The 22,426-nt window shown below is 72.8% G+C and carries 21 protein-coding genes; 12 read left to right on the forward strand and 9 right to left on the reverse strand.

Going from position 1 to position 22,426, the window contains the following annotated elements:
* Positions 1 to 9: 9 nt before the first annotated feature.
* The 7 genes from IF37_RS0123515 to IF37_RS0123545 all read right to left on the reverse strand — a co-directional run bounded on the left by IF37_RS0123515 (position 10) and on the right by IF37_RS0123545 (position 6,888).
* Positions 10 to 1,068 carry an ATP-binding protein gene (locus tag IF37_RS0123515; protein ID WP_030745816.1) on the reverse strand — a complete coding sequence of 353 codons (1,059 nt, stop codon included), beginning with the start codon at positions 1,066 to 1,068 and terminating at the stop codon, positions 10 to 12.
* On the reverse strand, positions 1,056 to 1,475 hold the full coding sequence (locus IF37_RS0123520) for an anti-sigma regulatory factor (protein ID WP_030745819.1): 420 nt from the start codon (positions 1,473 to 1,475) through the stop codon (positions 1,056 to 1,058). The genes IF37_RS0123515 and IF37_RS0123520 overlap by 13 nt, the downstream gene beginning before the upstream one ends.
* A complete protein-coding gene (locus IF37_RS0123525) occupies positions 1,472 to 1,840 on the reverse strand; it encodes an STAS domain-containing protein (protein WP_030745822.1) in 369 nt (122 codons plus the stop codon). The genes IF37_RS0123520 and IF37_RS0123525 overlap by 4 nt, the downstream gene beginning before the upstream one ends.
* Positions 1,837 to 2,685, reverse strand: coding sequence for an STAS domain-containing protein (locus IF37_RS0123530; RefSeq protein ID WP_030745825.1), 849 nt, complete (start codon positions 2,683 to 2,685; stop codon positions 1,837 to 1,839). The genes IF37_RS0123525 and IF37_RS0123530 overlap by 4 nt, the downstream gene beginning before the upstream one ends.
* A 391-nt stretch (positions 2,686 to 3,076) precedes the next feature.
* On the reverse strand, positions 3,077 to 3,793 hold the full coding sequence (locus tag IF37_RS0123535; protein ID WP_253915828.1) for a hypothetical protein: 717 nt from the start codon (positions 3,791 to 3,793) through the stop codon (positions 3,077 to 3,079).
* A gap of 76 nt (positions 3,794 to 3,869) precedes the next feature.
* Positions 3,870 to 5,144, reverse strand: coding sequence for a geranylgeranyl reductase family protein (locus IF37_RS0123540; RefSeq protein ID WP_253915829.1), 1,275 nt, complete (start codon positions 5,142 to 5,144; stop codon positions 3,870 to 3,872).
* Between the two features lie 331 nt (positions 5,145 to 5,475).
* Positions 5,476 to 6,888, reverse strand: coding sequence for a bifunctional GNAT family N-acetyltransferase/class I SAM-dependent methyltransferase (locus IF37_RS0123545; RefSeq protein ID WP_158727375.1), 1,413 nt, complete (start codon positions 6,886 to 6,888; stop codon positions 5,476 to 5,478).
* Between the two features lie 260 nt (positions 6,889 to 7,148).
* Here IF37_RS0123545 and IF37_RS0123550 point away from each other — a divergent pair, with 260 nt between their 5' ends.
* From IF37_RS0123550 to IF37_RS0123580, 7 genes are all read left to right on the forward strand, one after another.
* Positions 7,149 to 8,108: a radical SAM protein gene (locus IF37_RS0123550; protein ID WP_052845322.1), complete on the forward strand. Its 960-nt coding sequence runs from the start codon at positions 7,149 to 7,151 to the stop codon at positions 8,106 to 8,108.
* A gap of 3 nt (positions 8,109 to 8,111) precedes the next feature.
* Positions 8,112 to 8,441, forward strand: a complete 330-nt coding sequence (locus IF37_RS0123555) for a PqqD family peptide modification chaperone (RefSeq protein WP_158727376.1) — start codon at positions 8,112 to 8,114, stop codon at positions 8,439 to 8,441.
* Positions 8,438 to 8,593, forward strand: coding sequence for a hypothetical protein (locus tag IF37_RS44545; RefSeq protein ID WP_158727377.1), 156 nt, complete (start codon positions 8,438 to 8,440; stop codon positions 8,591 to 8,593). Before IF37_RS0123555 ends, IF37_RS44545 begins: the two co-directional genes overlap by 4 nt.
* A gap of 77 nt (positions 8,594 to 8,670) precedes the next feature.
* Positions 8,671 to 10,998 carry a radical SAM protein gene (locus IF37_RS0123565; protein WP_079165847.1) on the forward strand — a complete coding sequence of 776 codons (2,328 nt, stop codon included), beginning with the start codon at positions 8,671 to 8,673 and terminating at the stop codon, positions 10,996 to 10,998.
* Positions 10,995 to 12,242 carry a hypothetical protein gene (locus IF37_RS39625; protein ID WP_037856935.1) on the forward strand — a complete coding sequence of 416 codons (1,248 nt, stop codon included), beginning with the start codon at positions 10,995 to 10,997 and terminating at the stop codon, positions 12,240 to 12,242. The genes IF37_RS0123565 and IF37_RS39625 overlap by 4 nt, the downstream gene beginning before the upstream one ends.
* Positions 12,232 to 13,422 (forward strand): hypothetical protein, encoded by a 1,191-nt coding sequence (locus IF37_RS43760; RefSeq protein ID WP_030745844.1) that lies wholly within the window; start codon positions 12,232 to 12,234, stop codon positions 13,420 to 13,422. The genes IF37_RS39625 and IF37_RS43760 overlap by 11 nt, the downstream gene beginning before the upstream one ends.
* A gap of 138 nt (positions 13,423 to 13,560) precedes the next feature.
* Positions 13,561 to 13,857, forward strand: coding sequence for a hypothetical protein (locus IF37_RS0123580; protein ID WP_030745847.1), 297 nt, complete (start codon positions 13,561 to 13,563; stop codon positions 13,855 to 13,857).
* Positions 13,858 to 13,918: 61 nt separating this feature from the next.
* Here IF37_RS0123580 and IF37_RS0123585 read toward each other — a convergent pair whose 3' ends face one another.
* Both IF37_RS0123585 and IF37_RS0123590 read right to left on the reverse strand, forming a co-directional pair.
* Entirely contained in the window at positions 13,919 to 14,833 is a 915-nt protein-coding gene (locus tag IF37_RS0123585) for a GNAT family N-acetyltransferase (protein WP_030745850.1), read from the reverse strand.
* A 134-nt stretch (positions 14,834 to 14,967) separates the two neighbouring features.
* Positions 14,968 to 16,212, reverse strand: a complete 1,245-nt coding sequence (locus IF37_RS0123590; RefSeq protein ID WP_030745853.1) for an MFS transporter — start codon at positions 16,210 to 16,212, stop codon at positions 14,968 to 14,970.
* Positions 16,213 to 16,717: 505 nt separating this feature from the next.
* On the opposite strand from IF37_RS0123590, the gene IF37_RS0123595 reads away from it, so the two are divergent.
* The 5 genes from IF37_RS0123595 (at position 16,718) to IF37_RS0123615 (ending at position 22,419) form a co-directional block, all read left to right on the forward strand.
* Positions 16,718 to 17,554 carry an alpha/beta fold hydrolase gene (locus IF37_RS0123595; RefSeq protein ID WP_030745856.1) on the forward strand — a complete coding sequence of 279 codons (837 nt, stop codon included), beginning with the start codon at positions 16,718 to 16,720 and terminating at the stop codon, positions 17,552 to 17,554.
* Positions 17,555 to 17,685: 131 nt separating this feature from the next.
* Entirely contained in the window at positions 17,686 to 19,962 is a 2,277-nt protein-coding gene (locus IF37_RS0123600) for a xanthine dehydrogenase family protein molybdopterin-binding subunit (RefSeq protein ID WP_173456968.1), read from the forward strand.
* The gene (locus tag IF37_RS0123605; RefSeq protein ID WP_030745862.1) at positions 19,959 to 20,891 is read left to right on the forward strand and encodes a xanthine dehydrogenase family protein subunit M; all 933 of its coding nucleotides are present in this window, start codon (positions 19,959 to 19,961) and stop codon (positions 20,889 to 20,891) included. Before IF37_RS0123600 ends, IF37_RS0123605 begins: the two co-directional genes overlap by 4 nt.
* Entirely contained in the window at positions 20,888 to 21,370 is a 483-nt protein-coding gene (locus tag IF37_RS0123610) for a (2Fe-2S)-binding protein (RefSeq protein ID WP_030745864.1), read from the forward strand. The genes IF37_RS0123605 and IF37_RS0123610 overlap by 4 nt, the downstream gene beginning before the upstream one ends.
* 56 nt (positions 21,371 to 21,426) lie before the next feature.
* Positions 21,427 to 22,419, forward strand: coding sequence for an amidohydrolase family protein (locus tag IF37_RS0123615; protein ID WP_030745866.1), 993 nt, complete (start codon positions 21,427 to 21,429; stop codon positions 22,417 to 22,419).
* Positions 22,420 to 22,426: the final 7 nt, after the last annotated feature.

Below are 22,426 nucleotides of genomic sequence, written 5' to 3' on the forward strand. Positions count from 1 at the left end.
ACCGCCCGCTCATGCCCGCCTGTGCGCGGCGACGACGATGCCGGCGTCGTCCCTGCGGACCGCGGCCTGGTTGAGGATCTGCGCGGCCACCAGGGTGGGGTCCTGTGCGAACAGACCGGGGAAGTCTCCCGGCTTCCACCGGTCGCTCACGCCGTCGGAGTGCAGGACGAGAGCGGCACCGGGCGGGAACTCGGCGTCGAACGTGCGCAGCCGGGGCAGGTGCGCCCCGACGATGCCCGGCATGGACAGCAGCGCGGTACGCGAGGCCGCCACCGTCACCAGGGCCGAGATGTTGCCGACGCCGCTCAAGCGCACCCGCTGCTCCGCGGGTTCGACCAGGGCGATCGCCACAGCGGCCCCGCGCGTTCCGCGCAGGCCGGCGTGGACGTCCTCCAGGACGCCGGACGGGCCGGGACGCCGGCTGTCGCGGAACGCCTCCCGCGCCCGGTCGGCGACCCGGGCCGCCAGCGGCCCGTGCCCGAGCCCGTCGCACATCATCAGCAGCAGCCGGTCGTCGCCCGCGCCGCCCATCGTGCGGACGGCCCAGGTGTCACCGCAGACCTGCTCGCCGCTGATCGGACGGGTCAGCCCGCCGGTGTCCACGGCGGCGACCCGCGCGTCCGGCTCGGGCGCGGTGTCCTCCGCGTGGAACCGGGCGTACAGGACGGTGCCGCGCCCGCGCAGGGAGTGGATGCCGGACACGTCCGCGAGCCGGCCGATGGCCCCCATGCCGATCCCGAGGGTGCCGACGGCGGACGTGCCGTCACGCAGCGCCAGCGGAACGTCCTCGATGCCGGGTCCGCTGTCCAGCGACAGGCACTCGACGGCCGCCCGGCCGCCGAAGCGCACCACGCGCAGGGCGACGGAGCCGTCACGGGTGTGTTTGAGCAGATTGGTCGCCATCTCGGTGACGCACAGCTCGACCTGCGACACCCGCTCCTCGGAGAGGCAGATGCCGCGGGCCAGTTGACCCGCGTGCCGGCGCGCGGCCGCCGCGAGCGCGACATCCGCGCGCAGCCAGCACACGTCGCCGGCCTCGGTGACGACTCCGCCGTTCACCTGCCCCACTTCACAATGCGCACGGTGGTCCCCCCGGGCCCGGATTCGATCTCGAACTCGTCGACGAGCCGCTTGGCGCCGCTGAGGCCGAGACCCATGCCGTTGCCCGACGTCCAGCCGTCCGTCATGGCCAGCTCGATGTCCTCGATGCCCGGCCCCTGGTCCGCGAACTCGACGAAGACGCCGGAGCGGCCGCCGTCCCGCACGGCCGCTGCCCGGACGACACCTCCCGCGCCGTAGATCAGCATGTTGCGCCCCAGCTCGCTCGCCGCGGTGACCAGCTTCGTCTGGTGGACCAGGGACAGGCCGCCGCGCTGGGCGAGGTTGCGCACCATCTGCCGGGCGGAGACGACGTCGCTGCTGTTCGCCACCGAAACGGTCTCGGCCGAAGCACCAGCGGCGCCGTAGTCCCTCATGCGCGGCCTGCGCTGATGCGGCGCAGGAGGGTGATCCCGCGCTCGAGGTTGAGAGCGGTCCGTACACCGGTGAGGGACAGGCCGAGTTCGACGAGCGTCATCGCCACGGCGGGCCGCATGCCGACGACGATGGTCTCCGCCCCGAGGACCCGGGAGATGGAGGCGTTGGTCGCGAGCATGCGACCGACGAAGGAGTCGACGATCTCCAGGGCGGAGATGTCGATGATGACGCCCTTGGCGCCGGTCGCGACGATGCGTTGCGACAGATCCTCCTGGAGGTCCAGCACCATCTGGTCCTCCAGATCCGTCTGGATGGAGACGAGGAGGACCTCACCGATCTTCAGGACGGGTACGCGGTCGGTCACAGCAGGCCCCGCACTTCGTCCTGGGCGTCCTCGGCGACTTCCTTCAGCGCGCGGCGCAGCGCGTCGGAGAGCGAGGCGTTGGTGGGGATGTCGCCGAACTCGATGCCGAGCGCGACGATGGTCTGGGCTATCTGCGGGCGTATGCCCGATATGATGCACTGCGCACCCATCATGCGGGCGGCGACCACGGTCTTCAGCAGGTGCTGCGCGACCTGGGTGTCCACCGTCGGGACGCCCGTGATGTCGATGATGGCGTGGGTGGAGTCGCTGTCGACCAGGGTCTGGAGCAGCTTCTCCATGACGACCTGGGTGCGGGCGGAGTCCAGGGTGCCGACCAGAGGTACGCCCACGATCCCGTTCCACAGTTTGACCACCGGCGTGGACAGCTCCAGGAGCTGCTCGGCCTGCGCGGAGATGATCTCCTCACGCGTGCGGACGTACGCCTCGGTCGTCAGCAGACCGAGGTCGTCCAGCAGTCGGGCGAACTGGAGGTACACCCGGGTGCCCTGCTCGTCGCCGGCGAGGGACGGCTCCAGCACCTCCTTCAGCGCGAAGACGCTCCGGGCGGTCTCGGTGGGGGTGAAACCCTGCCGGGCCCGGGTGCGGGACAGCTCGATCAGCAGACTGCGGACCTCGCCGAAGTGTTCCGCCCGGCCGTCCAGCCCGCCGCTGGACACGGCCCGCACGATGGCTTCGTACAGTTCACCCAGTTCCCGCCGCAACTCGGCCGTGCTCAGCCGGCCCTGTAGTTCTTCGCCGACCGTACCGGCCCACTGGGCGAGGAATACGTCGCGCCCCGTGTCCAGTGCTTCGACGAGAAGCTGGGAGCTGCTGTCAGTCGTCACGTCTTCCCCACCGAATCTTCTATGTATAAGCCTGGTAAACCATACGGTAAATCATCACTTCGGACGGTTTGCTTCGACCGTCCCCGATCGCGTATACGGGCCGTCCGCGCGGACGACACTCGCCCTCCCCGCCGGTACAGGTGTGAATGCACAACGGCGGGGCGGGCACCCGGCAAAGAGCCGCCGGCGCGGAACCGGAGGACGACACCGTGTGCACGAGCACAGCCGCACACCGGCACACACGGAGCGAACCGACCGGACACACATGCCCCCGGTTCGCCTTCTCACACCCCTGTACGGGAATCCGCGTCCGGAGCCCCCACGAACACCGCCCGCGCCACGCGTCGTCCCGTGTGGCCGACGGCCGCGGCGGTGCGCGCGCCCCGGGGTCTCAGCGGCGGCCCCCGCCGTGGTGCCGTGCCCCGTTCCGCGTACGCGGGCCGGGGGAGGCGTACGTGCGGGTGTGGCTGAGGAAGGCGGCGGCGCTGGTGCCGGCCGCGGCGACGAGCCACACGGCGCTGTGGGTGAGCGGGGCCAGGGTGGCCTGGTGGGTGTAGCCGGCGGCGAGGCTGGTCTGGAGGGAGCCGTAGCTGGGGAGCAGTCCGACCAAGGGGCTGTCGGCGGTGGTGGCGGCGACGGGGTTCTGCGGGGCGAGGTCGATGATGCTGACCGTGATGATGGTCACCAGCCCCTCGACCTCGCCGGGCAGGAAGAGGGCGAGACACGCGCCCAGGGCCCCGTACACCAGGGCGACCGCCGGCACGGCGCCGCCGAGCAGCAGCGGCTGGACGGGCGACCAGAAGAGCAGCATCCAGCCGGTGGCGTAGGCGCTGACGAGGACGGCCGCGGTGAGCAGGGCCGTGAGCTTCGCCGCGATGAGCGCGGCGCGGGGGTAACCGGCCGCGGCCAGACGGCGGTCGAACGCCCGGGTGCGGCGGGCCGTGCTGAACATCAGGAAACCCACCAGCACCGTTCTCCCCGACCACCCCACCACCTGCCCGGCCCGCGCGGTGAGGCCGGCCCCGCACAGCACCTGCCGGGAACCGAACGCCTTGCGCACCCCCCTGACCCGCAGCACCACGTCCGGCTCCCGCCTCAGCTCCGCCATGGCCTTCCTCCGGACGGGTCCGTGCCCTTGGAGCGGGCCGACGACGCACGGGCCCGCCGGGTCACCGGGGACACGGTCACGCGGGTGGCACGACGCGCTGGAGCGCGGTGATGACGCGGTCGAGGGCGTCCTTGCCGTGCGGGTCGGACAGATTGGCCCACAGCTTGAACATCAGAGCGCGTACGGCGGGGACGCGCATGCTGCCCGTGGCGACGGCCCGCATGACCGCGGGCCGGTTGAGGGCCTGGACGATGAGCCGCCCGAGGGTGAAGTAGCTGCCGTAGGCGCTGCGCACGGCGTGCGGGTAGGAGCGCAGGACCGCCTCGCGCCGGTCGCCGGCCGGCTGGGCGAGCGCGCGGGCGACGGTCTCGGCGGAGAGGCGGCCGGACGCCATGGCGTAGTCGATGCCCTCACCGCTGAGCGGATTGATCATCCCGCCCGCGTCCCCGGTCAGCAGCACCCCCCGCGTGTACTGGGGCTGCCGGTTGAAACCGGCCGGCAGCGGCGCCCCGCGGACCGGGCCGACGGCGTGCGCCTCGTCGAACTGCCAGGCCGCGGGCAGGCGGCGGGTCCACTCCTGGAACATGCGCCGGTGGTCGACGTCGGGCTTGCGGCCCACGTGGAAGGTGCCCAGCCCGACGTTGAAGGTGCTGTCGCCGACGGGGAAGACCCACGCGTAGCCGCACGGCATGAAGGTACGGCCGCCGCGGCGGCGGGCTTCCAGGTCGAGCCAGACCTCGAGGTGGTCGTCATTGCGGTGGGGGGCGGTGTAATAGCGGCGTACGGCCACGCCCATCGGCCGGTCGGCGCGCTGGTGCAGCCCCAGCGCGACGGCCAGTCGGCTGGAGGCGCCGTCGGCGGCGACGACCAGCGGCGCCCGGTATGTGCGGCTGCCGCCGTCACGCTGGGCGAGCACACCGGTGACGCGGCCGGTCGCGGCGTCGACGACGGGCCCGGTCACCCTGGTCCCCTCCCGCAGGCGGGCCCCGGCCGCCGTGGCGTGCCCGGCCAGGAGCTGGTCGAAGTCCTGACGGGCCCGGACGAGCCCGAAGTCGGGGAAGGCGGCCACCGAGGGCCAGGGCATCTGCACCGTGCCGCCGGCCCCGTGGACCCTGAGGCCCCGGGTGCGCACCCAGCCGTCACCGTCGATGCCGACACCCATCGCGGTCAGCTCCCTCACCGCCCGGGGGGTCAGCCCGTCCCCGCAGATCTTGTCCCGGGGGAAGGCCGCCTTCTCCAGCAGCAGTACGTCATGGCCCGCCGCGGCCAGGTAGTAGGCGGCGGTGGAGCCGGCCGGGCCCGCGCCGACGACGATGACGTCCGCGGTTTCCTCAGGGACAGTGGCAGGCACAGGCATCTCCTTCTCGACCGGCACGGTCACCGTCGGAGGCGGGACCGCCGTGTGCAACCTCCCGCCCGCGGCTTTGGTCACGCACCGGTGCGCCGTCCACCACCGCGCGGAGCGCCGGGCGGGGGAGGCGGCCGGGACGAACCGCCCCCGACCGCCGGCTCCCGGTGCCGCGCGGGACGACACCGATACGGAAGTCGCCCGTCCGGACGGACGGCCAGCCGGAGAACGGAACCCGCTGCCGTACGCGTACGGATCCGGCGCGAACCGGGCCGGCGGCGCCCGGCCCCCGCCCCACGCGCGAGCACCCCGACGGCCGGCCCCGCGCCCGTGGTCAGACCGCGCCGAGGACCAGCGTGGCCATGGGGGCGCCATCGGCGGCGCCGGAGGTGAGCGTGGCCGGCTCCTTGCCGGTGACAGCCAGACCCGCCGCCGCGAACAGCGGCGCGAGCGTCGACGGCGTCCAGATGCGGTCGTTCATGTCCGAGATCACGCACCGCACCGGCTCGCCCGGGACCGGCGCGGAGCGGGGCACGGCCGCCGTCCGGTGCAGCAGCGCGGTGTCCGCGTCGAAGCGCATGGACCAGACGACGATGTGGTGGTTCCCGTCGCGATCGGCGAACGAGTCCACGACCGTCCGGCCGTCCAGATGGGACATCGTGGCCGGTGCGCCGTCGTCGAAGACGCTCACCGCGATGCGCCCGCCGGGCGCCAGCAGGGAACGGGCACGGGTGAGCAGACCGACAACGGCCGACTCCTCGGTGAAGCCGTTGAGGGTGCAGTCGGCCAGCAGCACCGTGTCGAAGGCGGTGTCCGGGCGGTAGGCCAGGAAGTCGCCCGCCACGAACTCCACCCGGTCGGCCCCGGCGGACGCGGCCCGCGCCCGGGCGCGCTCCAGGGCGGGCCCGGAGGTGTCGATGCCCACCAGCCGGGACGCCGTCGTGACGGCGGCCAGGTGGACCAGGGCGCGCCCCGTCCCGCAGCCCACCTCCAGCACCCGCGCCCCGTCGCCCACGGCGGAGGCCAGACCGGCCAGGTCCCAGTCGGTCTCGCCGGTGCGGCGCTCCACGTCGCGTTCGTAGTCGTCGAAGAGCGGGGAGTCGAAGTAGTACGGCTCGACCACCGCGGTGACGCCGGGCAGGTCCAGCAGCCGGTCCAGCGGCGGCACGGGACGCGGCACCGGCGCCCCGGCGCGGCTGTAGTCGGAACGGGCGGCCACGGGCGCCTCGGACCGCGGGCGCAACGGCACGTCGGCCGTCCAGAGCACCCGGGTCCGGGTCTGCCCGGCGGCCACCGCGATCTCCTCCCGGGAGGACTCGGCGAACCCGAGCCGCTCCAGCAACGGCACCGCCCGGGTGTTCTCGGCGACATGGCAGTCCACCCGCAGCTGCCGCACCCCGCGCCCGGCCAGTTCCGTGCCCAGGCCCAGCAGGATGCCGGTGCCCAGGCCGCGCCCGCGCCACTCCGGGTCGACCACCAGCATGCCCAGCGCCGCCGTCCGCGCGTCGGGGTAGCCCTCCAGCAGATCGGCCGCGGCGACCAGCCGGCCGTCGACCCGGCAGCCCAGCAGGTGCTTGCGTTCCCCGGGCACGTGCTGGAGGCCCTCCAGGAACTGGCTCTGCGCGTCCGCCGCCCCGGTCGGAATCCCGAAATTGAGGCGGGAGTAATCGTCGCACCTCTCCAGCAGATCCTGGAGCGCGGGACCGTCGTCGGACGTCAGGGCGAGCAGTTGGTGATCATTCGGCACTGTGAAGCGCAGTGTCACCGTTCTCCCTCGGTCGGCATCTGGCACTTAGCGGTGGTGAACCGTCAACCTAACTCGGGTGGTTGCCAGTTGCCAACAGCGCCCGTAGGCTTCCGTACCGCTACTCGTGCCGCGAATGCAATCCGAACTCGAACCGACCGACACCGGACCCAAATCGCGGGAGCAATCCGATGGTCATTCAAATGCCCGCGCCGTTCAGCTTTTGGGTACAGCCCACGAAGCGCACCAACCTCGACAGCATAATGGCCTACGACGTGCACGACCCGGCGGAAACCGAACTCACCTTCGACGAGATCACCCGGTCGATGCAGGAGATGTTCGACCGTAACGTCATCAGCGTGTTCTTCGAGGGCGGCGAGCCTTTCCTGCGCGAGGACTTCCTCGACATGGTCGAATACGCCACGCCCAACGCCTTCACCATGGTCCGGACCAACGGCACCCTGATGACGGCCGAGACGGCCCGCAGACTCAAGGCGGCCGGCGTGGGAGTCGTGTGCGTGGACATCGAGGGCGGCGACGCGGCCACCCACGACACGCTCGTCGGCCTGCCCGGCGCCTTCGACCGGGCGGTCGAGGCGGTCCGGCAGCTCGCCGACGCCGGCGTCACCACCTTCATCACCACCATCCTGACCAGCCACAACATCGACCAGTTGCAGGCGCTGGCCGACCTGACGGCCGCCACCGGCGCCGAGAAGCTCGGGGTCCTCAGGCTCTATCCGCTGGGCCGGGCACGCGGCAACTGGGCCCGGCTGTCGGTGCCGTTGCCCCGGCAGATGGCCGCCCTCGAGGCGATCCGGGTGCCCGACGGCGTGCAGCTGATGCAGTCCTGGCACCCCAACGACCCCAACTGCTGCTGGCAGATGGCCGCCGTCGACGCCTACGGCAACAGCATCGGCTGCCCGTACCTGCGCGACTTCGCCAACTACGGCAATATCCGGGAAACCTCGTTCATGGAAACCTGGCGCAACCCCGTCTACAAGAAGGTGCGCGCCGCGAGCGCCGTGGACGCGTGCCCCGAATGCGCGGCCAACGACCGCAACCGCTCCGGCGGCTGCCGCTCCACCGCGTACGCGTTCGGCGGAGCCTGGGACGCGCCTGACCCGTACTGCACCCACATGAACAACGGCACCGACCTGACCCGGCTGCCGAAGCGGATCGTCGATCTCCCGTTCGGCGCGCCGTCCACCATGACAGGGGTGTGACCGGTGTCCACAGAATCCCCCGAGCGGACCGTGTACACACAGAACGCCCGGCTGCGACTGAGGCCGTTCGAACCCTGGCACGCGGTTATGGCCTACACACCGGACAAGCCCGCCCTGCACTGGTTGAATTCCCATTCCTGGCTCGTGCTGGAGTTGTGCGACGGCCGCACCCTCGCGGAGATCGCCGAGACCATCGCGGAGATCATGCCCGGCCGCGACGACGTCCTCGACTCCACCCTGGGCTGCATCGAAGACCTGGAGCGGAAGAACCTTGTCCACGCGAGCACCGAAGCCGGAGAACCGCCGGCAGGGAAGGAGGTGAAGAACCGATGAGCAAGCACATCGACATCGAAAAGCTCAAGGCGATCGCCGCCGAGGACAACGAGCGTCCCGAGATCTCCACGATGGACCCCCAGGTCCGGACCTCCAAGTACGCGCTGTTCCCCGAGCCCAAGGACATGTCCGCGCTGGAGGACGAGTCCTGAGCTGACGGCCGCCCGGCGCGGTCGACGATCCCGCCGGGCACGGTAACCCCCTTTCGCTCCAGGCACGCGGAGGTTCCATGGCACGTCGTCCTCGTACGCTGCTGGTGAACCCGCCGCTGTGGAACGTCTACGCGCCGCACCTGGCGGTGCCACTGCTCACCGCCGCGCTGCGCGACCACGGGTGGCCGGTCACCGCCTTCGACCTCGGCGCCGTCCACCTGCGGTGGATGCTGACGGCCCAGACGGTGGCCGGCCTCCGCTCACGCTACGACCGGGCGGACGAACTGGGCCTGGACCCGGCCGCCGTGGACGAGGCCCGGCTGCTGCTGCCCTCGGTGTGCGACGGCGTCGAGGCCGCCTGGGCCACCGTCCACGCCCCCGCCCGGCTGCGCGACCACACCGCGTTCACGCGGGCGGCCCGCACCCTCGGCAACGCCCTGGTGTGCCACTCCGCCGCCTTCGCCGGATTCCACTGCGACCTGCGGTCCAACCGCCAGCACTACAGCGAGCGCTCGAGCACGTCGGTGCTGGCCGCGACCCGCGACCGGGACCGCAACCCCTACCGTTGGGCGTTCGAGACCCTCCTCCCGCCCCGGCTCACCGACCCCGAACTGGGCCTGGTGGGCATCTCGGTGTCGGCCGACACCCAGCTCATCCCCGCCATGACGGTGGCCGCACTCGTCCGGGAACACCGCCCGGACCTGCGGATCGTCATGGGCGGCAACTACATCACCCGGATCGCCGGACGCTGGCGCGACCGGCACCCGTTCTTCGACCTGGTCGACGACTTCATCCTGTACGAGGGCGAGGACGCGATCGTCGCCCTGTGCGAGAACCTCTTCGAGGGCGGCACCCGTCCGGTCCCCGGCCGCGGCTCGCTCACCCCCGACGGACGGCTGCGCTTCGCCCCCGCCCGCGACGTCGACCTGGCCACCCTGCCCACCCCCGACTTCGACGACTACGACCTCGACTCCTACCTGGCCCCCGGCCCCGTACTGCCGGTACTGGCCTCGCGCAGCTGTGCCTGGGACTGCGCGTTCTGCTCGATCCCGTTCGCCAGCAACCGCTACCGCCACCGCGACGCCGCCGCCGTCGTCGACGAGATGCAGTACCTGGCGCGACGGCACGGCTCGACGTCGTTCATGTTCGTCGACGAGATCATGACCCAGCGGACCCTGCGCGAGGTCGGCGCCGAGCTGGTGCGCCGCGACGCCGGCCTGCACTGGTACGGCGAGACCCGCTTCGCCGCCGGACTGGACGACGCCCTGGCCGCCCGGCTGCACGCCTCCGGCTGCCGCAGGCTCGACCTCGGCCTGGAGTCCTACAACCAGCGGGTGCTCGACCTCATGCGCAAGGGCACCAGGATCGAACACATCGAACCCAACATCGAGGCCCTGCTGCGCGCCGGCGTACCCGTGCACCTGTTCTGCATCACCGGGTTCCCCGGCGAGAGGGCCGAGGAGGCCCGCCGCACCGCCGCCTTCGTGGAACGGACCCTCAGCCGCTCCAAGGAGGAGTTCGGCCTGCCGTACTCCACCAGCGTCAACGGGCCGTTCATCCTCGACCTGCTCTCCCCGGTCGGCGAGCACCCGGAGCGGTTCGGGATCACGGTGCTGCACCCCGGCCCCGACGAGGACGTGGCGCTGAGCGTGGACTACGTCGCCGCCTCCGGCCTGACCGGGTCCGAGGCCGCGGTGCTGGCCGCCGAGGCCGACGCCCTGCCCGACACCGGCCGCACGGCGCCGTTGCAGCACCGCGGCCTGATCGGGGAGTCCGAGGAGTACGCCTTCCTGCGCTGCGTCCTCGACACCGGGGTGCCGCCCGGGCGCCCGGCCGCGCGGCCCGCCGTGTTCACCCCCGCGCCCGGCGACCCGCCGCGGCTGGCGGACGGGGTGACCTGGCGGGTGTCCGACGGCACCGGCACCGTCGGGCTGTACGCCGCCGGAGCCGACAGCATCCTGCGACTGCCCGCCCGGTGGGCCGGACTCCTGTCCGACCTGGACAAGGGCGTCCGGTCCGACCCGTGGGACGACGACACCCGCGACGTGCTCTGCACCCTCTGGACGTTCGGGTTCCTCGCCGACCCCCACCGCCACGCCACACCGCTGCCCGCCGGCCCCGCCCCCGGGCTGCGGGTACGGGCCGCACCCGGCTGGCGCGAGCGGGTCGACCCCGAGACCGGCCGGGCGCGGATGACCAGCCTGGTGACCGGGCGTGAAGTGGTGCTCAACGTGCACGCCTTCCTGCTGTGGCTCGACCACGCCGAGGGCGGGCAGCCCACCGCGGCCGACTGGGACGCGGTGACCGACATGATCCGGGTCGAACTCCTCCAGGCGTACCGCGCGGAGGACCCGGTGACGACCGAAGCCGGATCCGGCGTGGAAGCGGGACGGGACAACGCATGACCACGGTTCAGACCACCACCGACGGCACCCGGCTCGGGTACTGGCGCGCGTTCCTGGAGCGCTACTGGGAACGCGAGGCGGGCATCGTGGGCCCGCCGCCGGCCGACCTCGACCTCGGCGGCGACTGGTTCTTCCGGGCCGTCGTCGCCGCGGCCGCCGCGGGGGACCGCGGCGACGGGCCGCTGCTGCGCCTGTCGGTCGGCGGTCGCGACCCGCACCCCGACCGGGCCCGCTACCTGCCCCGCGCCGAGGACGGCTCCATCGCCGGGTTCCTCGCCCGCATGGACGACGAGACCCGCGGCGCGGAGTGGAGCATCGGGCTGAGCAGGCTGCACCGCACCAGCTTCGAGATGTGGGAGCGGGCCGCGGTCTTCACCGAGGACCTGTGGACCGCCCTCGGCGGCTTCCCCTCCGGCTACGCCGACACCGACATCTTCCTCGGCCGGTACGAAGGCACACGCGGCGGCATCCACTGCGACAACGCCGCCAACCTCATGTTCGGCGTCGCCGGGCCCAAGGAACTCATCGTCTGGCCGCCCTCCGACGGCGAGTGGCTGCCCCTGCACCGCCCCGACTGGTCCGCCGTACGCCACACCGGGCAGGTACTGCGCGCCAGCACCACCGAGATGGGCTACTTCCCCTCCCGGTACTGGCACGTCGGATCCTCCCCCGACGCCGCCTCCGCCACCTTCAACATCGCCCTGTTCTTCGACGGCGACCCGGTCGACGCCGTCACCGACGCCGTGACGGCCCGGCTGGCCGCCACCCCGCGCCCGCCGCACGGCCGACTCCTGCGCCCGGACGGCACGGAACTGCCCGCGGCCCTCGCCGACGTGCTCGACGCCGCCCTGGCCCGCGTCGACCGGGCCGACATCGCCGACCGGCTGCTGGCCACCTGGCTGCGCAAGCTCAGCGCCCGCGGCTTCGGCCACGTCCCCGACCCGCTCGACGTCGCACCCGTCGAGCACGATCTGCCCGTACAGCTGCACCGCTTCCCGGTGCTCCACCAGCGCTCCAACGGCAGGCTGCTGGTCGCGGCCAACGGCCGCCTCGCCCGCCTGCCCGACCACCCCGCGCTGCCCGCCGTCCTCGACCGGGTGAACAGCGGAAACATCACCACCCCGGCGGAGCTGGCACGCGAACAGACGGACGGGCGAGGGGACTTCGCTGATATCGTCGACGCCGTGCTCTACCGGCTGCGCTCGTGGCGCGCGATCGACGTCCTGGACAGGGATGCCCGCTAGCACCTCCCGCGGCGGCTCCTCCCGCACCCGCCTGCGCGCGGTCCTGCTCTTCGCCGTCCTGCTGGTCTCCGCCGGAGGCGACGAGGTCGCCGTCTTCGCCCTCACCTTCCACCTGGCCTCCGCCGGTGCCTACTTCGTCGCGGTCCTCCAGATCGCCGGGCTGCTGCCCGGGGTGCTGCTCGGCCGGTCCGTGGGCGGGGCGCTGGCGGGACGCCGGCCGGGGCCCGTGCTGGCCGCGGCGTCCGTCGCCCAGGCGGCCGTCGCCGTCGTCCTCTCGTCCGGCCTGCCGCCGGCGGCCACCGTCGCTTGCGTGGCCCTGCTGGCGGCGGTGAACACCGTCAGCGTCACCGTGGTCAACGCGGCCCTGCCGGTCCTGGCGGACACCGACGTCCCCGAGAAGGCCTACGGGCTCGGGCAGTCGGCCTCCTCGCTGGCGATGGTGCTGGGCCCGCTCGCGGGCTCGGCCCTGTTCGCGGCCCTGGGGGTGCGCGGCGCCCTGCTCGCCGACGCGGCGACGTTCCTGGCGGTGGCGGCGTACGGCCTGGCCGTGCGCACGGTGGGACCGGCCCCCGACGACCCCGAGGCCGGGTCCGGCGCCGCGCCCGGGCGCGGCGGACTGACCGGCGGCTCGCTCCTGGCGCTGGGACTGGTGTTCGTGGTCATCGCCGCCACCGCGGGCACCGACGTGGCGTTCGTCTTCCTGGTCCGCGAGCACATGCCCGGGTCGGCCGTCGCCGTGTTCGGCTTCGCCACCGCCGCGTGGGCCGTCGGCATCCTGACGGGCAGCGCCCTGGCCGGGCCGCTGTCCTCGACGCCCCCCGTGGCCCGCCTCGCCCTCTCCGGTTCGGTGATCGGCGCCGTCTACCTGGTCTGCGGCCTCGCCCCCACCGCCACCGTGCTGCTGACCGCCTTCGTCGTGGGCGGCGCCGCCAACGCCGTCTTCAACACCACCCTGCGCGCCGCCATATACCGCATGGCGGGCCCGGCACAGGCCGCCCGCGCCTTCGGCACCTTCGTCGCGGGCGCCAACACCGCCGTCATCTGCGGCATCGTCGTCGCGACCCCCTTCGCCGAAGGCACCAGCTCCCTGGCCTACGCCGTCGGCGGTGCCGTGGCCCTCTGCGCCGCCCTCGCCACCGTCCCGCTCGCCCTGCGGACCCGCGCGCCGGAGCCCACCTGACCCCGCCCCGACGCGCGGCCGGCGCCGGCCGCCGCCCTCACCGGCTCCGCGCGGCGGGCGCCCGCCCCGCGGAGCCGGTCCGGGTGCGCACGGCGACTCCGCCGCCGCGTTGTCGGTGGCGGCTGCGAAGCTGACGGCATGAACGGAGACGAACAGCTGCTGCGCGGCCGGGTCTACGGCCGCGACCACGACGACCCCGACCCCGGCCCGCGCCCGCACCGCACCTACGCCGTGCTCGTGGGCGGGCCGCTGGACGGGCTCCTGCTGGACATCACCGGCTGGCGGCCGGAGGAGATCGACGACGGCGCCGCCCTCTCCACCGAGTTGGGGAGGTTCCCGGGCGGCCGGTCGCTGTACGACCCGCGCCCCGGCGAACCACGCACCCCGGGGCCGGGCGTGAGCTGCCGCCTCCACTACTGCGGCGACACCCCCTGACCGGCCGCCGGTACGGTCGGCGTCGCAGGGCCGGCGACCACGGCCCCGGGACCCCCCCGCGTCAGGAAGCCGAACGGGGAAGACCGGTGGAACGGCTCTCCTCGACCACCCGGTAGCCGGCGCTGGTGTACAGGTTCATCGCCACCTCGTTGCCGCCCCACACGGTGAACATCAGCACCGAGTCGCCGGCCGCGAGCGTCGCCCGTTCGCCGGCCGTCATCGCCGCCCGGCCGTAGCCCTTGCCGCGGTGCTCCTCCCCGACGTGGAGCGAGTAGCCGTAGGTGACACCCGGGAGATGGCCGTGCTTCAGCCAGCCGGTACCGATCGGCTCGCCCGCCGCCTCCAGCACCAGCAACGAGGTGTCGGGCGTCGCCAGCCCCTCGGGAAGCAGCTTCCCGAAGTCGCGGTCGGCCTTGCGCACGGCCTCCTCGCGGTCCATGGCTCCCGCCCGCACGATGCCCTCGACGTACGTGGCCTTCTCCGCGGCGGCCCACCCGGGATACTCGGCCCGCGTCATCGGCCGCCCGGTGACGCCGTGCGGCGGCTCCGGCGGGGAACCGACCCGCCGCGCCCTGACCTGGCCGTGGACGACGTACCCGTCGAACAGCTCGCCGGACGGCTCGGTGAGCCGTATCTCCAGCCGGCGTGCGCCGCGCCGCGCGCACCACTCCTCGGCCCAGTCCCGGGCGGCCGCCTCGTACCCCCGGCCGGCGTGCCGGGCGTCCACGCCGAGGTCGCCGATCCGGCCCGTCAGCGCGTCGCCGTCGCCGGTCACCACCACGGCGACGTGCCCCACCCGGGTCCCGGCGTCGGTGATCGCGGCGACCGTCCAGTCACCGACGCCGGCCGTCGCGTCGCCCAGCATGCGCTCCACGGCGGCCGGACCCAGTCCGGCCGCCGTGTAGGAGGCGCGCAGCCGCTGCTCGAACTCCCGCTGCCACGCCGTGATGTCACCAAGAACGTTGAATTCCGTCACCGGTTCACCCTAGGCCCCGTCGTCGAACTCCCGCCCTTCGCCCGGAAGGCAGGCGGGAGTTCGACGACAGGGCCCAAGGCCTTTGCACCGGTCTCTCCGCGGCGTCTGCCGACGCCGCGGAGAGACCACCGGTGTCACCGGCTGGCGGTGGCCGGCTCCGCCGCCGCCGCCGGCTGCTTGCGCTCGGTGGTCCAGTAGAGGAGGGCGGCGAGGGGGAGGACGGCGCCGAGGATGGTCAGGCCGGTCCAGCCCCCGGAGTGGTAGACGACGGAGCCGAGCTGGGAGCCGATCGCGCCGCCGACGAAGAACATGGCGATGAAGGCGCTGTTGAGGCGGGCACGGGCGGCGGGGTCGAGCTGGTAGACGGTGTGCTGGCCGAGGATCAGGGTGGTCTGGACGGCCATGTCGATCAGGATCGCGGCCAGGCCGATCGCTATGACGCTGTGTCCGCCGAACCCGGCGAGCGCGAAGGCGAGGGCGGCGACCACGAAGGCGAGGCCGGTCATGGGGCGGACGAGGCCGCGGTCGGCCCAGTGCCCGGCGAACGGGGCCACGGCCGCGCCGGCCGCGCCGACCAGGGCGAACACGCCGACCCCGATCGAGGAGTAGTGGAAGCGGGGACCGGTCAGGACGAAGGAGACCGTGGTCCAGAAGGCACTGAAGGCGCCGAACATCGCCGCCTGGTAGAGACCACGGCGCAGCAGCGCCGGGTGCGTGCGCACGAGCCGGAAGGTGGAGCGCAGCACGTGGTGGTACGGCAGGGTCGTGGTCGGCGCGTGCCGGGGCAGGGCCGCGCGCAGGGCCACCGCGAGCAGCGCCATCAGCGCGGCGGAGCCGAGGAAGACCACTCGCCAGCCGGCGACGTCCGAGACCAGGCTGCTCACCGTACGGGAGAGCAGGATGCCGGTGAGCAGACCGCTCATCACCCGTCCGACGATACGGCCGCGGGCGTGGTCGGGGGCGAGGCCGGCGGCGAAGGGCACCAGGACCTGGGCGACGACCGAGGTGGCTCCGCTGACCAGCGAGGCGATCAGCAGGACGGGGAAGCTGGTGGCGAGGCCCGCCGCCACGAGGGCGAGGGTGGTGACCGTCAGCAGGACGGTGATCAGGTTGCGCTTCTCCAGCCGGTCGCCGAGCGGGACCAGGAAGAGCATGCCGATCACGTAGCCGACCTGGGTGAGCGTGATCAGCGAGCCGGCGGTGGCCGTGCTGATGTGGAAGACACCGCTCAGCGAGGACAGCAGGGGCTGGGCGTAGTAGAGGTTGGCGACCGTCATACCGGAGGCGACGGCCAGGAGGGCGACCAGCCAGCCCGGGACACCGTGCGGAGCCGTCGGGGACGCGGGCTTGTGCGGGCGGAGATCGGACGAGGTGGACATGAGGACCTTCTTGACGGGGTGAGCCGGGAGACCGGCAGGGACGGGCAGTGCCTTCGCGGGTGCCGGCGGCTTCTTCGTCGCCGTCACGCAGGCATCAGCGTCGGATCGCCCTCGATCCTTCCTCACCTGGCGCGATGGTGCGCGATGTCTGTCATCTCGAAAGGAGATGCCCGGCAGGGACGGGAAACGGCGCTCCCGTCCTCCTCGGCGAGGCCGGTGACGCCGCCCCACCCCTGCCGGGCAGCGGAAACGAGGCTCGGCCGTCACGGTAGCCAGCCACGCGGCCACCCGGTGCATGCGCGGAAACCGGTCGCTTCCAGGCAACGCGCAGTGCGCTCCGGGTCAAGGAGTGACGGGGCGTACGTCCTACCGTGGGGACATCCCGCGCCGCGCAGGCGGGGGGACACCGACGGCCGATCGGCAGCCGGTGCCGCACGGCGGCCTCCCCACAGGGAGACGGCGTGATCCTGCGCGCGCCAGCAACTCCGGAAGAGAGAACGAGACCTTGCCTTACATCACCGTGGGTCAGGAAAACACCACCAGCATCGACCTCTACTACGAGGACCACGGAACCGGGCAGCCGGTCCTTCTCATCCACGGCTTCCCGCTCGACGGCCACTCCTGGGAGCGGCAGACCGCCGTACTGCTGGACGCGGGCTACCGTGTCATCACCTACGACCGCCGCGGCTTCGGACAGTCGAGCCAGCCGACGACCGGCTACGACTACGACACCTTCGCGGCCGACCTCAACACCGTGATGGAGACGCTCGACCTGCGCGACACCGTCCTGGTCGGCTTCTCCATGGGCACCGGCGAGGTCGCCCGGTACGTCTCCACCTACGGCTCCGAGCGCGTCGCCAAGGTCGCGTTCCTGGCCTCGCTGGAGCCCTGCCTGCTCAAGAGCGACGACAACCCCGACGGCGTCGCCCCGAAGGAGTTCTTCGACGGCGTCGTCGCGGCCGTCAAGGCGGACCGCTACGCCTACTACACGGAGTTCTACAAGGACTTCTACAACCTGGACGAGAACCTCGGCACCAGGATCAGCGAGGAAGCCGTGCGCCACAGCTGGGACGTCGCGGCCGACGGCGGCTTCTTCGCCGCGGCCGCCGCGCCGTCCACCTGGTACACCGACTTCCGGGCCGACATCCCGGCCATCGACGTCCCGGCCCTGATCCTGCACGGGACCGGCGACCGGATCCTGCCGGTCGAGGGCACCGGGCGGCCGTTCCACAAGGCGCTGCCGTCCGCCGACTACGTGGAGATCGAGGGCGCCCCGCACGGCCTGCTGTGGACGCACGCGGACGAGGTGAACACCGCGCTCCTCGCCTTCCTGGCCAAGTAGTCCGCTCGGGGGCGTCCGGTGCCGCGCACCGGACGCCCCCGACCGGGTGCACCACTCGGCCACGCGGTCGAGAGTTCCCAGCAGCTGACAGACATCGATCACTCCCGTAAAGACACGAACGAGGGGTTGGCGTGGCGCAATGGACCAGACGCGAGGACGAACGGCTGCTCACCGGGAGGGGGCGGTACGTTGCAGATATCCATGTAACAGGGTGTCTCGACGCGGCCTTCGTGAGAAGCGAGGTCGCGCACGGCGTGGTACGTGCCGTGGACTGTACGGCCGCCCGTGACGTACCCGGCGTGGTCGGGGCGTGGTCGGCCGCCGATCTGCCGGATCTCCCCCTGGTCCCGCACACCCTGCTGGCGAAGCTCTCCACGGACGACGCCGTCGCCGGCCGGGAGTGGGCGGCCCTGGCGAAGGAGCGGGTGCGCTACCCGGGCGAGGCGCTGGCGGTGGTCCTCGGGGAGGACCGCTACCGGGCCGAGGACGGGGCCGCCGAGGTCACCGTCACGATTGACCCGCTCCCCGCGGTGGTGACACCGACCGCCGCGCTGGAGGACTCCGTCCGCCTGTTCGACGGGCTGAGCAACATCGCCCTGACCGGCGAGGCCGGGGAGCCCATCGACGCTTCCGTCTGGGAGGACGCGGACGCCGTCGTCGAGGCCACCTACCGGCAGAACCTGCTGATGCCCAGCCCCATGGAGTGCCGCACGATCCTCGCCGTGCCCGAGGGGGACCGGCTGACCGTCCACTCGGGGCACCAGATGCCGCACCGGCTGCGCCGCGAGCTGGCCGCGCTGCTCGGCTGGTCCGTCGACCGGATCCGGGTCGTCGTCCCGGACACCGGGGGCGCCTTCGGCTCCAAGAGCGCCGCGTTCCCCGAGTTCGTCGTCGTCGCCTACCTCGCCGTGAAGCTCGGGCGGCCGGTCCGCTGGATCGAGGACCGCAAGGAGTCGATGCTCGTCGCCACCCGGGGCCGGGGCCAGGACCAGACCGTGCGCCTCGCCGCCGACGCCGACGGCAAGCTCCTCGCCTACGAGATGAAGATCGACGCCGACATCGGCGCCTATCCCCATCTCGGCGTCGGACTGCCGATGCAGACGGCGTGGATGGCGACCGGCGCGTACACCACCCCCCGCGTCCACGCGACGCTGCGCTCGGTGCTCACCAACACCATGGTGACCTACCCCTACCGGGGCGCCGGACGCCCCGAGGCCGCGATCGCCATCGAACGGACGATGGACCTGCTCGCCCGACGGCTCGGCATGGACCCCATCGAACTGCGCCGGCGCAACTTCATCCCGCCCGACGCCTTCCCGTACGAGACACCGACCGGACGCCGCTACGACAGCGGGAACTACGCCGCCGCCCTGGACCTGGCCCTGGAGACGATCGGCTACGACACGTGGCGTGCCGAGCGCGACCGCCGCCGCCACGATCCCGACGCCCTCCCCCTGGGCATCGGCGTCTCCTGCTACGTGGAGCGCTCCGGCGGCGAGAAGGGCGGCCTGCACGAGTTCGGCAGCCTCACCGTCGAGGAGGACGGCACCGTCACCGCCCGGTGCGGAGCGGCGCCCAGCGGCCAGGGACACGAGACGGTCTTCCCCGCGCTGGTCGCCAAGGTCCTCGGCGTCCCGGAGGCACAGGTCCGTCTCGTCGAGGGCGACACCGACGAACAGCCCGAGGGACTCGGGTCGTTCGCCAGCCGGTCGGCGCAGGTCGCCGGCGCCCTGTTCCAGCATGTGTCGGCCCTGCTGATCGAGGAGGCCCGCGCACGCGCGGCGGGTCTGTGGGGCGTGCCGCTGGAGGAGACCGAGTGGGCGGACGGCACCGTCCTGCACACGGCTCCCGACGGTGCGGCGGCCGCGAACCTGGGCGACCTGGTGCGGGCCACGGGACCGTTGCGCGTCGAGGACCGGTACGAGGCCGGCATGGCGTTCCCCTTCGGCGCGCACGTGGCGGTCACCGAGGTGGATCCCGAACTGGGCAGCGTACGGATCCTCGCGCTGGTGGCCGTGGACGACTGCGGAGTGGTCCTCAATCCCACCCTGGTGCACGGACAGGCGTTCGGATCGGCGGTGCAGGGCATCGGCCAGGCCCTCTACGAGGGCATGACGTTCGACGACAACGGCGTCCCGCACCTCGCCGGCGGATTCCTGGACTACCTGCTCCCGACGTTCGCGGAGCTACCGCCCATCACCATCAAGGACACCTGCACCCCCAGCCCCAGCACACCGCTGGGCGCCAAGGGCGCCGGGGAATCGGGCTGCATCGGCACCCCGGCCGCCATCGTCAACGCCGTGGCCGACGCCCTGGGGATCTCCGATCCCGACCTGTTGCAGATGCCGCTCACCCCGGACAGCGTCTGGCGCGCCGCACGCGCCACGGAACAGGAGCACGCCCGGTGAAACCCGCACCCTTCGACTACGTCGTGCCCCGCACGGTCGCCGAGGCCGTCGAAGCCCTCGGCGACACCCGGCGCAAGGCCCAGGTGATCGCCGGAGGCCAGAGCCTGATCCTGGAGATGCACCTGCAACGGATCCGGCCCGAGCTGCTCGTCGACATCAACCGCATCCCGGAACTCGACGGCATGCGCGTCGAGGGCGACGAACTGCGCGTCGGCGCCCTCGTCCGGCACGCCGCGTTCGAAAAGGCCACCGCCGTGCCGGGCCCGCTCGGCACCCTGATGTCCCGGGCCGTGGTCAACATCGCCCACCCGCCCATCCGGTCCCGCGGCACTCTGGCCGGCAGCTTCGGCTGGGGCCACCCCGCCTCCGAATGGTGTGCCATCGGCGTCGCCCTGGACGCCACCGTGGAGGTGACCGGCCCCGACGGCGCCCGTTCCCTGCCTGCCGCCGACTACTTCCTCGGGCCCCACCGCACCGCGCGCCGGCCCCAGGAACTCATCACCGGCGTACGTCTGCCCCTGCTCGGCGAGGACACCGGCGTCGGCTTCATCGAGCACCGGCGTACCCACTTCACCTTCGCGCAGATCGCCGTCGCGGCGGCCCTCACGGTGCGCGACGGCGTGATCGTCGACGCCCGGATCGGCCTGGTCAACGCAGCGGACCGCCCGGTCCGGGCGCACGCCGCCGAACGCTCGCTGATCGGTTCCCAGGCCGGCTCCCTCCCGGCCGGCCCCCGGCTTCCCGACGGCCACCCCTTCGCCCGGGCCGGCCGGATCGCCGCCCAGGAGGACGCGGCGCCCGTCGACCAGCCGTACGCCGACGTGGAGTACAAGCGGCAGGCCATCGCCGTCCTGGTCGGCAGAACACTGCTGGAGGCGGCTGCCGACCAGCACGCCCGCCGCACCGCACGAGAGGGAGAACACCGATGAAGATCACGCTCGATGTGAACGGCACCCGCCACGCCCTCGACGTGGAGCCCCGCCGCCTGCTCGCCGACGTGCTCCGCGACGACCTGGGGCTCACCGGTACCCACCTGGGATGCGAGCACGGCATCTGCGGGGCCTGCTCCGTCCTCATGGACGGCAAGGCGGTCCGCTCCTGTCTCGTGCTGGCCGTGCAGTGCGACGGCAGCTCCGTGCGCACCGTGGAAGGTCTTGCCGGACCCGACGGCGAACCCCACCCGTTGCAGCGGGCGTTCTCGGCCGAGCACGCGCTCCAGTGCGGATTCTGCACTCCGGGCTTCCTCATGGTGGCCGCCGGAGCACTCGAAGCCGACCCCGACCTCGCCGACGACCCCGAGGCGATCGAGAGCGTGGTCGGCTCCAACATCTGCCGTTGCACCGGCTACGAACCCATCCGGTGCGCCATCACCCGCGCGGCCCGGGAACAGCGGGACGCCAATGCCTGACATGGACGGGCCCCGCACGGGAGCACCCGCTCGCCGAACCGATCGAGGAGAACTCCGTGAACGGTGACATCCGCCCCGGCGTCATCGACGTCCACGCCCACTGGCTGCCGCGCGACCTGCTCGCGCTCCCGCCCGGGAACCCGCTCGGCGGCATGAACGACCGCGACGGCGAACTCTACCTGGGGGACGCCCCCTTGTCGTTCCCGACCGCCGCGATGACCGACGCCGACGCCATCGTCGCCGACACCCTGAAGGCCGGGCTCGGCGCGCGGGTCATCTCCGCACCGCCCTTCGCCTTCCCTGTCCACGCCCCGGCCGAGGCGGACGACTACGTCGCCGCCTACAACGAACAGCTCGCCGACACCGTGGCCCGCGCGGACGGCACACTCGTCGGACTCGGACTCGTCCGGCTGGACGACGTGGACGCCGCCCGACGGGAGCTGACCCGGCTCGCCGCCGCGGACGGCATCGCGGGCATCGCCGTACCGCCCGTGGTGGACGGCCGCTCCTACGACCGCGGCGTGCTCCGGGAGATCCTCGGCGTCGCCGCCGCACTGGACCTGTCCGTCCTGATGCACCCGATGCAACTGCCGCGCCCCGAATGGGACCACCACTACCTGGTCAACCTCATCGGCAACCCGGTGGAGAGCACGACCGCCGTGGCCTCCGTCGTGCTGGGCGGCGTCCTTGAGGAACTGCCCGACCTGCGCGTCTGCTTCGTGCACGGCGGCGGCTGCGCCCCCGCGCTGCTGGGCCGGTGGGGACACGGCTGGCGGCAGCGCGACGACGTCCGCCGGGGGAGCACCCGCCCGCCCGCGGAGTCCTTCTCCCTCCTGTACTTCGACACCGTCACCCACGACCCCGAGGTCCTGACGCTGCTGCGCGCCCACGCCTCGCCCGACCGGATCGTCTGCGGCAGTGACTACCCCTTCGACATGGCACAGCCCGACCCGGTCGGACACGTGCTCGCCCACGGGATCGACGCCGCGACGCTCGAGGCGAACGGTCGCAGGTTCCTCGGTATGAAGCAGGCGGACGGGTCCCGCTGACCCGCCC

Source organism: Streptomyces sp. NRRL S-31 (genome assembly GCF_000718775.1).
Taxonomy (GTDB): domain Bacteria; phylum Actinomycetota; class Actinomycetes; order Streptomycetales; family Streptomycetaceae; genus Streptomyces.

Coding starts and splice junctions, on each gene's coding strand:
- IF37_RS0123565 (WP_079165847.1), top strand. CDS start 8,671: ATGGCACGTCGTCCTCGTACGCTGCTGGTGAACCCGCCGCTGTGGAAC.
- IF37_RS44545 (WP_158727377.1), top strand. CDS start 8,438: ATGAGCAAGCACATCGACATCGAAAAGCTCAAGGCGATCGCCGCCGAG.
- IF37_RS39625 (WP_037856935.1), top strand. CDS start 10,995: ATGACCACGGTTCAGACCACCACCGACGGCACCCGGCTCGGGTACTGG.
- IF37_RS0123550 (WP_052845322.1), top strand. CDS start 7,149: ATGGCCTACGACGTGCACGACCCGGCGGAAACCGAACTCACCTTCGAC.
- IF37_RS0123520 (WP_030745819.1), bottom strand. CDS start 1,475: ATGAGGGACTACGGCGCCGCTGGTGCTTCGGCCGAGACCGTTTCGGTG.
- IF37_RS0123535 (WP_253915828.1), bottom strand. CDS start 3,793: ATGGCGGAGCTGAGGCGGGAGCCGGACGTGGTGCTGCGGGTCAGGGGG.
- IF37_RS43760 (WP_030745844.1), top strand. CDS start 12,232: ATGCCCGCTAGCACCTCCCGCGGCGGCTCCTCCCGCACCCGCCTGCGC.
- IF37_RS0123610 (WP_030745864.1), top strand. CDS start 20,888: ATGAAGATCACGCTCGATGTGAACGGCACCCGCCACGCCCTCGACGTG.
- IF37_RS0123580 (WP_030745847.1), top strand. CDS start 13,561: ATGAACGGAGACGAACAGCTGCTGCGCGGCCGGGTCTACGGCCGCGAC.
- IF37_RS0123590 (WP_030745853.1), bottom strand. CDS start 16,212: ATGTCCACCTCGTCCGATCTCCGCCCGCACAAGCCCGCGTCCCCGACG.